The 10,169-nt window shown below is 72.3% G+C and carries 8 protein-coding genes; 5 read left to right on the top strand and 3 right to left on the bottom strand.

Going from position 1 to position 10,169, the window contains the following annotated elements:
- Positions 1-1,489: tRNA (N6-isopentenyl adenosine(37)-C2)-methylthiotransferase MiaB (miaB, locus tag EHS43_RS26865; RefSeq protein WP_185806426.1), on the bottom strand; the 1,489-nt coding region annotated here is incomplete at its 3' end.
- A gap of 155 nt (positions 1,490-1,644) precedes the next feature.
- On the opposite strand from miaB, the gene argG reads away from it, so the two are divergent.
- The 3 genes from argG to EHS43_RS26850 all read left to right on the top strand — a co-directional run bounded on the left by argG (position 1,645) and on the right by EHS43_RS26850 (position 6,773).
- Positions 1,645-3,099 carry an argininosuccinate synthase gene (argG, locus tag EHS43_RS26860; RefSeq protein WP_123992005.1) on the top strand — a complete coding sequence of 485 codons (1,455 nt, stop codon included), beginning with the start codon at positions 1,645-1,647 and terminating at the stop codon, positions 3,097-3,099.
- Positions 3,100-3,316: 217 nt separating this feature from the next.
- Positions 3,317-6,208 (top strand): SpoIIE family protein phosphatase, encoded by a 2,892-nt coding sequence (locus EHS43_RS26855; protein WP_125193327.1) that lies wholly within the window; start codon positions 3,317-3,319, stop codon positions 6,206-6,208.
- Between the two features lie 100 nt (positions 6,209-6,308).
- Positions 6,309-6,773: a hypothetical protein gene (locus EHS43_RS26850; protein WP_125193326.1), complete on the top strand. Its 465-nt coding sequence runs from the start codon at positions 6,309-6,311 to the stop codon at positions 6,771-6,773.
- On the opposite strand, the gene EHS43_RS26845 is transcribed toward EHS43_RS26850, so the two are convergent.
- Positions 6,760-7,413, bottom strand: coding sequence for a response regulator transcription factor (locus EHS43_RS26845; protein WP_125193325.1), 654 nt, complete (start codon positions 7,411-7,413; stop codon positions 6,760-6,762). The genes EHS43_RS26850 and EHS43_RS26845 overlap by 14 nt on opposite strands.
- The gene (locus EHS43_RS26840; protein ID WP_185806425.1) at positions 7,410-8,360 is read right to left on the bottom strand and encodes a HAMP domain-containing sensor histidine kinase; all 951 of its coding nucleotides are present in this window, start codon (positions 8,358-8,360) and stop codon (positions 7,410-7,412) included. Before EHS43_RS26840 ends, EHS43_RS26845 begins: the two co-directional genes overlap by 4 nt.
- Before the next feature lie 161 nt (positions 8,361-8,521).
- Here EHS43_RS26840 and EHS43_RS26835 point away from each other — a divergent pair, with 161 nt between their 5' ends.
- Positions 8,522-9,007 (top strand): cation:proton antiporter regulatory subunit, encoded by a 486-nt coding sequence (locus EHS43_RS26835; protein WP_125193323.1) that lies wholly within the window; start codon positions 8,522-8,524, stop codon positions 9,005-9,007.
- 4 nt (positions 9,008-9,011) lie between these two features.
- On the top strand, positions 9,012-10,169 hold a 1,158-nt coding region (locus EHS43_RS26830), incomplete at its 3' end, for a cation:proton antiporter (RefSeq protein WP_148104096.1).

Raw genomic sequence — 10,169 nt, 5'->3', positions numbered from 1 at the left:
GCTCCGGGACGCCGATCTTCGGCAGCCCCAGGAGCACACCCGCCGGCCTGGCCGACTCCTCGGCGTTGCGCTTCTCCCACGCGTCACCCGCGCGCGTGCGGCGCACGTCCAGGACGGCGCCCTCGGCGAGGAGGTGGTGGGGGGCGGCGTAGGTGACCTCGACCGTGACCACGTCACCGGGGCGGACGTCCTGGTCGGGCTTGGTGAAGTGGACCAGGCGGTTGTCGGGGGCCCGGCCGGAGAGGCGGTGGGTGGCGCCGTCCTTGCGGCCCTCGCCCTCGGCGACCATCAGCTCCAGGGTGCGGCCGACCTGCTTCTTGTTCTCCTCCCAGGAGATCTCCTCCTGGAGGGCGACGAGACGCTCGTAGCGCGCCTGCACGACCTCCTTGGGGATCTGGTTCTCCATGGTGGCCGCCGGGGTCCCGGGGCGCTTGGAGTACTGGAAGGTGAAGGCGTTCGTGAAGCGGGCCTCGCGGACCACGTGCATGGTCTGCTCGAAGTCCTCGTCGGTCTCGCCGGGGAAGCCCACGATGATGTCCGTCGAGATCGCGGCGTCCGGCATGGCGGCGCGGACCTTCTCGATGATGCCCAGGTAGCGGTCCTGGCGGTACGAACGGCGCATCGCCTTCAGGACGGTGTCCGAGCCGGACTGGAGCGGCATGTGCAGCTGCGGCATGACGTTCGGCGTCTCGGCCATGGCCGCGATCACGTCGTCGGTGAAGTCGCGCGGGTGCGGGGAGGTGAAGCGGACGCGCTCCAGGCCCTCGATCCGCCCGCAGGCGCGCAGCAGCTTGCTGAAGGCCTCGCGGTCGCCGATGTCGGAGCCGTACGCGTTGACGTTCTGGCCTAGCAGGGTGATCTCGGAGACGCCCTCGCCGACCAGGGCCTCGATCTCGGCGAGGATGTCGCCGGTGCGGCGGTCCTTCTCCTTGCCGCGCAGGGCCGGGACGATGCAGAAGGTGCAGGTGTTGTTGCAGCCGACGGAGATCGACACCCAGGCCGCGTAGGCGCTCTCGCGCCGGGTCGGCAGGGTGGAGGGGAACGCCTCCAGGGACTCGGCGATCTCGACCTGCGCCTCCTCCTGCACGCGCGCGCGTTCCAGCAGGACCGGCAGCTTGCCGATGTTGTGCGTACCGAAGACGACGTCCACCCAGGGCGCCTTCTTGACGATGGTGTCGCGGTCCTTCTGCGCGAGACAGCCGCCGACGGCGATCTGCATGCCGGGGCGCGAGGCCTTGCGCGGGGCGAGCCGGCCGAGGTTGCCGTAGAGCCGGTTGTCGGCGTTCTCCCGCACCGCGCAGGTGTTGAAGACGACGACGTCCGCGTCCCCGTCGGAGCCGTCGGGGGCCGGCACGTATCCCGCCTCCTCCAGCAGTCCGGACAATCGCTCGGAGTCGTGGACGTTCATCTGGCACCCGTAGGTACGGACTTCGTAGGTCTTGGGTGATCGAACGTCCACTGCCGGGCTCCGGTCGCTGCTGCTGGTCATGGCTCAAGGGTAGGCGCTTGCGGGCGCTGCGAGGCCCGGTGCCTTCGGGGGCCACGGGGGCCGCTGCGAGCCGGCGTCGCCCGGATGACGTGAATCACGCGCGGGGCGACTCCAAGGGCTTTGCATGACCATACGCGGTGATGCATAATCTTCCTATGTCCAAGGTCCTCACGTCCCTCCCCGCCGGCGAACGCGTCGGCATCGCCTTCTCCGGCGGTCTCGACACCTCCGTCGCGGTCGCGTGGATGCGCGACAAGGGCGCCATCCCCTGCACCTACACCGCGCACATCGGCCAGTACGACGAGCCCGACATCGACTCGGTGCCCGGCCGCGCGAAGACCTACGGTGCCGAGATCGCGCGCCTGGTCGACTGCCGGGCCGCGCTGGTCGAGGAGGGACTGGCCGCGCTCACCTGCGGGGCCTTCCACATCCGCTCGGGCGGGCGGGCGTACTTCAACACCACCCCGCTGGGCCGTGCCGTCACCGGCACGCTCCTGGTGCGGGCGATGCTGGAGGACAACGTCCAGATCTGGGGCGACGGTTCGACCTTCAAGGGCAACGACATCGAGCGGTTCTACCGCTACGGCCTGCTCGCCAACCCGAACCTGCGGATCTACAAGCCGTGGCTGGACGCGGACTTCGTGACCGAGCTCGGCGGCCGCAAGGAGATGTCGGAGTGGCTGGTCGCGCACCAGCTGCCGTACCGGGACTCCACGGAGAAGGCGTACTCCACCGACGCCAACATCTGGGGCGCCACGCACGAGGCCAAGACCCTGGAGCACCTCAACACCGGCATCGAGACCGTCGAGCCGATCATGGGCGTCAAGTTCTGGGACCCGTCGGTCGAGATCGCGCCCGAGGACGTGACGATCGGCTTCGACCAGGGCCGCCCGGTGACCATCAACGGCAAGGAGTTCGGCTCCGCCGTCGACCTGGTCATGGAGGCCAACGCCATCGGCGGCCGGCACGGCCTGGGCATGTCCGACCAGATCGAGAACCGGATCATCGAGGCGAAGAGCCGGGGCATCTACGAGGCGCCCGGCATGGCCCTGCTCCACGCGGCCTACGAGCGTCTCGTCAACGCGATCCACAACGAGGACACGGTCGCCCAGTACCACAACGAGGGCCGGCGCCTGGGCCGTCTCATGTACGAGGGCCGCTGGCTGGACCCGCAGGCCCTGATGATCCGCGAGTCGCTCCAGCGGTGGGTCGGCGCGGCGGTCACGGGCGAGGTCACCCTGCGGCTGCGGCGGGGCGAGGACTACTCGATCCTGGACACGACCGGTCCCGCCTTCAGCTACCACCCGGACAAGCTGTCCATGGAGCGCACCGAGGACTCGGCCTTCGGCCCGGTCGACCGGATCGGCCAGCTCACCATGCGCAACCTCGACATCGCCGACTCCCGCGCCAAGCTGGAGCAGTACGCCGGTCTCGGCCTGATCGGCACCGGCAGCCCCACGATCGGCGCCTCCCAGGCCGCCGCGACCGGGCTGATCGGCACCATGCCGGAGCTCCCCGAGGGCGGCGCCGAGGCGATCGCGTCCCGCGGCGAGGTCTCCGAGGACGAGGCCCTGCTGGACCGGGCCGCGATGGAGTTCGGCACGGACTGACACCACCCCCGACCGAGAGGCCGCTCCAGTGCCCGCCAACGGCACCGGACCGGCCTCTCGGCCGTCCCGCCAACCCTCCCGACGGCACGGCACACGTCCTGGATTGCGTCAACTTCCCCTGGAACATGGGTAGTTGGGGTGGGGAAGTGGCGGGAATCAGCTCGTCGGAAACTGTGAAGCAGGTTTCGAACGGAATAGGGAACGATAAATTCGTTCCATGAACGCGCGGCTCGCTCTCCTCGGCACGGTCACCCCGGGTGCGACCGAGAGCGAGGTCTTCCGGCTGGCGCTCGGGCACGCGGTCGGCGAGCTGGGCGCACTGGGCGGGACCATGCACCTGCGCGGCCCGATGTCGGCTCTGCGCCTGGTGTCGTCCGTCGGTCTGCCGCCCGCCCTCACCCGCTCCTGGGAGATCGTCGACCAGGAGGGCCCGCTGGCCCCGGCCCGCGCGCTCCAGCAGGGCAGGGGCGTCTGGGTGCCTCTGCCCAAGGACCTGCCGGCGGAGGAATCCGGCTGGCCCGGCACCGGCCTCGCCGCCCTGCCCGTGTTCAGCGGCCGGCGCAGCATCGGCGCGCTGACCGTCCTGGCCGGTGAGGAGGGCGAGCCCAGCACCGAGCACTGGGACTTCCTGCGGGACGTGGTCGCCTGGACCGAGGACCGGATGGCCCAGGCGCCTCCGCCGTCGGGGCCCGCCCAGACGGAGCCGGGCGGCGAGCGGCTGCGGCAGGCGCTCAAGGAGGTCCAGGTCGGCTCGTGGGACTGGGACATCCGCAACGGCGACCTGATCTGGGACGAGGCCGCGCTGAGGCTGTACGGCACGCTGCCCGCGGACTTCACCGGCCGGATCGACAACTGGATGCGGATCGTGCACCCCGACGACCTGGCCCCCACCCTCGCGGCGGCGCAGCAGGCGATCGTCGACCACTCCGTCTACGAGGCGGAGTACCGCGTACGGCGTCTGGACGGCACCTGGGGCTGGACGCGGGCCCGCGGCCGGGCGACCTACGACGAGCACGGCGAGCCCCTGCGGATGATCGGGGTCGGCTGGGAGAGCAACGAGTCACGCACCGCCCGGGACGCCCTCAGCAGGGCCCTGAGACACATGAGCGACGGCTTCCTCGCGGTGGACGACGAGTGGCGGATCACCTTCGCCAACGTGGAGGCGGAACGCTTCCTCGGGTTCTCCGAGGAGGAGCTGTTCGGGCGCCTGCTGTGGGACCTGCCGGCCACCCGCCAGGTCCCGGGCCTGAAGGAGAGCTGTCTGGCGGCCGGGGCCGAGGAGAAGCCCGCCGGGTTCGACGTGTACATCGCGGACTGCCGGCGGCGGCTGCACGTACGGCTGGTGCCGGGGCCCGACGGCCGCACCCTCTACTTCCAGGACGTCACGGAGAAGCGCCGACTGGCGCAGGAGCGGCAGGCGGCGGAACGGGCCGCGGCAGAGCGGGCGGTGCGGATCGCCGAGCTGACCACGGAACTCGCCAAGGCCACCACGTCCCGGGACGTGGTGGAGGCCGTCGCCCGCCGGGTACTGCCGCCGTTCGCCGCCTCCGGGCTGATGGTCCAGGTCAGCGAGGGCGACCGGCTCCACCACGTCGGCGCGGTCGGCTACCCCCGGGACTTCGTGGCCCTCCTCGACAGCCGCAGCAGATCGACGGGCGCCGACCCCGCCTGGGACACGATCGCGACCGGCCTCCCGCGGTTCATCTCCTCGGCGCGCGAGTACGCCACCCGCTATCCCGAACTGGCCGACTTCCCCACCCTCGGCGACAAGAAGTCCTGGGCGTTCCTGCCGCTGACGGCGTCCGGGCACACCTTCGGCGTCTGTGTGGTCTCCTTCGACCGGCCCCGGCTCCTCGACGACGAGGAACGCGCCCTGCTCACCACGATCACCGCACTCGTCGCCCAGTCCCTGGAGCGGGCCCGGCTCTACGACGCCGAGCACACCCGGTCCCGGGAGCTCCAGCGCAGCCTGCTCCCCCAGGCGCTGCCCGAGCTGCCCGCGTGCACGGCGGCCGCCCGCTATCTGCCGGCCGGGCAGGGCGCCGACGTGGGCGGCGACTGGTACGACATCATCCCGCTGTCCGGCGGGCAGGTCGCGCTGGTCGTCGGCGACGTGATGGGACACGGCCTGCCGGAGGCGGCCACCATGGGCCGGCTGCGCACCGCCGTGCACACCCTGGCCGACCTCGAACTGCCGCCCGACGAGATCCTCGGCCACCTCAACGACATCGTCGGCGGCATGAGCGAGGCGTCGTACGCCACCTGTCTGTACGCGCTCTACGACCCGACGACCCGGGTCTGCTCCATCGCCCGGGCCGGCCATCCGCCGCCCGCTCTGGTACGGCCCGACGGAACCGTGCACTTCCCCGAACCGGAGGCCGATCCCCCGCTGGGCGCGGCCAAGCCGCCGTTCGAGACGGCCGAGCTGGAGGTGCCCGAGGGCAGCCTGCTCGTGCTGTACACCGACGGGCTGGTGGAGTCGGCGACGCGGGAGATCGACGAGGGCATGGCCGAGCTGGCGCGGCTGCTCGGCGCCGCCCACGCCGACGGGACCGCCGCGGACCTCGAAGGGCTGTGCGACACGCTGACGGCCGGTCTGCTGCCGGCGGACCAGCAGGCGGCGGACGACGCGGCGTTCCTGGTGGCCCGTCTGCACGCGCTGCCGGCCGACGCGATGGCCGCCTGGTCGCTGCCCGAGGACCCGAAGGCGGCGAGCCAGGCCCGCCGGCACGTCCGCGAACAGCTCGCGGCCTGGGACCTGGACGACCTGTCCCCCACCACGGAACTCCTGGTCAGCGAACTGGTGGGCAATGTCGTCCGGCACGCCCGCGGTCCCGTCCGGCTGCGCCTGCTGCGGACCACCGAGCTGATCTGCGAGGTCTACGACGGCAGCCAGACCATGCCCCGCATCCGCCACGCCGCGGACACCGACGAGGGCGGCCGGGGTCTCCAGCTCATCTCGGCCCTGTCCAGCCGCTGGGGCGCCCGGTACACGCCGACGGGCAAGTGCATCTGGACGGAACAGTCCCTGCGGGGTCCGGCCGAGCCGGCGGAGGTGCTGTTCCTGAACCCGGCGGCCTTCGACGAGGACTGGGAAGCGCTCCTGTGAGGACGCGTGCCCGTTCGGCCCAGCTCCAGGGGCCGGAAGCCGGGCGCGTCCCTAGATTCGCGGTGACGGCTCTTACGGCCCCGCCCGAAAGGCACGACCCATGGCAATACGCACCACGCTCACCGGCGCCGCTCTGGCCGTCCTGGCCGCCGCCGGACCGCTGACCGGCGTCGCACACGCCGAAGGCGACCTGGACTGCGCGGACTTCGCCTACCAGGAGGACGCGCAGGCGCAGTTCGACCTCGACCGCACCGACCCCGACCGGCTCGACGAGGACCACGGACGCGACGACGGCATCGCCTGCGAGGAGCTGCCGCGCCGAGAGGACATCGCCGACGTGAGTGTCGCCACGCCGCTGAGCACCCCCCTCCCCACACCGCTCGTCACGCTCACGCCGGTTCCGACCCTCGGGGTCCAGGGCGGGTCCGGGGGCAGTGTGGGCCCGGCCGGTTTCGAGCGGGCGATCGGAGTGGCCCTGGCAGTCGGCGGAGTCGGTCTCGCGGGCGCGTACGTGGTGCGGCGTCGCCGCGGCACCCACCCGAACGCCGGCCTCAAGGATCGATGAGACCCGCCCGGATCGCATACCGGGTCAGCTCCAGGCGGTCCCGCATCCCCAGCTTCTGCAGCAGGTTCGCCCGGTGCCGCTCGACGGTCTTCGCGCTGATGAACAGCAGCTCGCCGATCTCCTTCGTGGTGTGCCCCTCGGCGACCAGCTTGAGGATCTCCTCCTCGCGCTCGGTGACGGCCCGCGCCGGCAGGTCGTCACCGCGCTGCAGCCGGTCCAGGTAGGAGCGGACGAGAGCCCGCTCGGCCCCGGGGTAGACGAAGGACTCGTCGCGCACGGCGGCCCGGCACGCCTCGACGAGATCCCGGTCGGCGACGGACTTGAGCACGTATCCGCTGGCCCCGGCCTTGAGCGCCTCGAAGAAGTACTGCTCGTTGTCGTACATCGTCAGGATCAGGATCCGCAGGTCGGGCAGCCGCCGGGACAGCTCGCGGGCGGCCTGCAGCCCGGTCATCCGTGGCATGGCGATGTCCAGGACCGCGAGATCGACCTCACGCGCGCGGGCGAGCTCGACCGCCTCGGCACCGTCCCCCGCCTCGGCCACGACCGTGAGATCCGGCTCCCCCTCCAGGATCAGCCGGACCCCTCGTCGTACGAGGGTGTGGTCGTCGGCGAGCAGGACCCGGGTCGGCGCGGTCATCGGCCCTCCTCCGCCGGTACCGGTACGCGCAGCCGCACGTCCGTCCCCCGCCCGGGGGCGTCCTGCACCGAGAAGGCCGCCCCGACCAGCAGCGCGCGTTCCCGCATGCCCTGGATCCCGGCCCCCTCGGGCGCCCCGCCGAGTCCCTTGCCGTTGTCCCGCACGAGGAGCTCGACTCCGCCCGCGACCGGCTGGAGCCTGACCTCGGCGCGGTCGGCGGCGGAGTGCCGCGCGGTGTTGGTCAGACCCTCCTGGGCGACCCGGTAGACCACCAGTTCCGACTCCTCGCTCAGCCGGGGCAGTTCGCCGCCGACGTGATGGCGCACGGTCAGCCCGTGCGTGGTGAACTCAGCCGCGAGGGACCGCAGGGCGCTCGGCAGCCCGAGCTCCTCCAGCACGCCGGGCCGCAGCCGCCGCGCGATCCGGCGGATCTCGTCGAGTCCGGCGCGGGTCGCCTCCTGCGCCTGCCCCACGTCCTCCCGCAGCTCCGCCGGCGCCCGGTCGGCGACCCGCTTGAGCTGGAGCAGGACGGCGGTCAGCGTCTGGCCGACCTCGTCGTGGAGCTCGCGCGCGATGCGATGCCGCTCCCGCTCCTGCGCGGAGAGCGCATGGGCCGCGCCGGTCGCCCGCTCCGCCTCCAGCCGGTCGAGCATGGTGTTGTACGTGGTGATCAGCGCGGCCGTCTCGGAGGGACCGGAGACGGGGGCACGCGCCCCGGGGCGCAGCAGGTCGGCGGCGGCCATGGCATGCCCCAGCCGTTGCAGCGGGACGAGCCCGACGCGCAGCACGAAGGCGTTGGCGACCAGCAGCAGGGCGAGGCCCCCGAGGACGACCACGGCCTCTCCCTGCCGTACCGGCGTCGACACGGTGACCGGCCCCAGCAGCAGCGCGGCGGCCACGACGAGGGCCGCGGCGTTGAGCGAGAAGATCCGCCAGAACAGCGACACGGTCCTGTGCTCACTCCTCCCGCACGACGCCCGACGCTTCAGCCTCGCCGGTGCCCGCCGCTCGCGTATATCCGTCACGTCACCCATATCGCCACCGTACGGCGGCCTGGCAGCATGCGAACCCGGCACCTGTGATCACTCGAACCACAAGGGGAAGAAACGTGTCTGCTCCACGCCTGAGGGCGACGCCGCTGCCGGGCATCGGGGTCCAGTACGACCTCATCACCCGCGAGGACCGCCATCTCTCCGTGGTGGCGCACCGCGACGGTGCCCGCACGGTGAGCGTGTACCGGGCCGACGACCCCGACTCCTGCGCCCAGTCGCTGCGCCTGACCGGCTCCGAGGCCGGCGCCCTGATCGACGCGCTCAAGCCCTCCCACCACAGCGCGAGCCTCCTGTACACCTCCGACCTGGGCCTGGTGGCCGAGCGCATCGAGGTGGCGGCCGGCTCCCGCTGGAACGGCCGGGTCCTGGGCGACACGAAGATGCGCACCGACACGGGAGCCTCCGTGGTGGCGGCCCTGCGCCGGGCCGAGGCGATCCCGTCCCCGGCGCCGGACTTCCGCCTGGCGGGCGGCGACATCCTCATCGTCGTGGGCACCCGCGAGGGCGTGGACGCCGCCGCGGCGATCCTCGGGCGGGAGTGAGCGCGTGCACTCCGCGGTCCTGCTGATCGAGTTCGGCTCGATCATCCTCGGCCTGGGCCTCCTCGGCCGTTTCGCCGCCCGTTTCCGTCTCTCCCCCATCCCCCTCTACCTCCTGGCCGGCCTGGCCTTCGGCGAGGGCGGGCTGCTCCCGCTCGGCGCGAGCGAGGAGTTCGTGTCCATCGGCGCCGAGATAGGAGTGATCCTTCTCCTCCTGATGCTCGGCCTGGAGTACACGGCCGGCGACCTCGTCACCAACCTCAAGGCCCACTACCCCTCGGGCCTGGTCGACGCCGCCCTCAACGCCGTCCCCGGAGCCGCCGCCGCCCTGCTGCTGGGCTGGGGGCCGGTCGCGGCGGTCGTCCTGGCGGGCGTCACCTGGATCTCCTCCTCGGGCGTCATCGCCAAGGTGCTGGGAGACCTCGGCCGGGTCGGCAACCGCGAGACCCCGGTCATCCTGAGCGTCCTGGTCCTGGAGGACCTGGCGATGGCGGTGTACCTGCCCATCGTCACCGCCCTCGTGGCGGGCGCGGGCCTGCTGGCCGGGAGCCTGACCCTGGCCATCGCGCTCGGAGCGGCGGGCCTGGTTCTCTTCGTCGCGGTCCGCTACGGCCGCCTGATCTCCCGCTTCGTGTCGAGCGACGACCCGGAGAAGCTCCTCCTGGTTGTCCTGGGCCTCACGATCCTCGTCGCGGGCGTGGCGCAGCAGCTGCAGGTCTCGGCGGCGGTGGGCGCGTTCCTGGTGGGCATAGCCCTCTCCGGCGAGGTGGCCGAGGGCGCCCACACCCTCCTGAGCCCCCTGCGCGACCTCTTCGCCGCGGTCTTCTTCGTCTTCTTCGGCCTGCACACGGACCCGGCGAGCATCCCCCCGGTCCTGCTCCCCGCCCTCGCCCTGGCCCTGCTCACCGCGGCCACGAAGATCGCCACCGGCTACTGGGCGGCCCGCCGGGCCGGCATCTCCCCCAAGGGCCGCTGGCGCACGGGCGGCGCGCTGGTCGCCCGCGGCGAGTTCTCCATCGTCATCGCGGGCCTGGCGGTCTCGGCCGGCATCGAACCCTCCCTGGGCCCCCTGGCCACGGCCTACGTCCTCATCCTGGTCATCCTCGGCCCCCTCACGGCCCGCTACGCAGAGCCCCTGGCAACGAGACTGACGTCCCCCCGAGAG

Source organism: Streptomyces sp. RP5T (genome assembly GCF_003933965.1).
Lineage (GTDB): Bacteria > Actinomycetota > Actinomycetes > Streptomycetales > Streptomycetaceae > Streptomyces.
The sequence above is the reverse complement of the archived record's forward strand: the minus strand, read 5'-3'. Positions and strand labels throughout refer to the sequence as shown.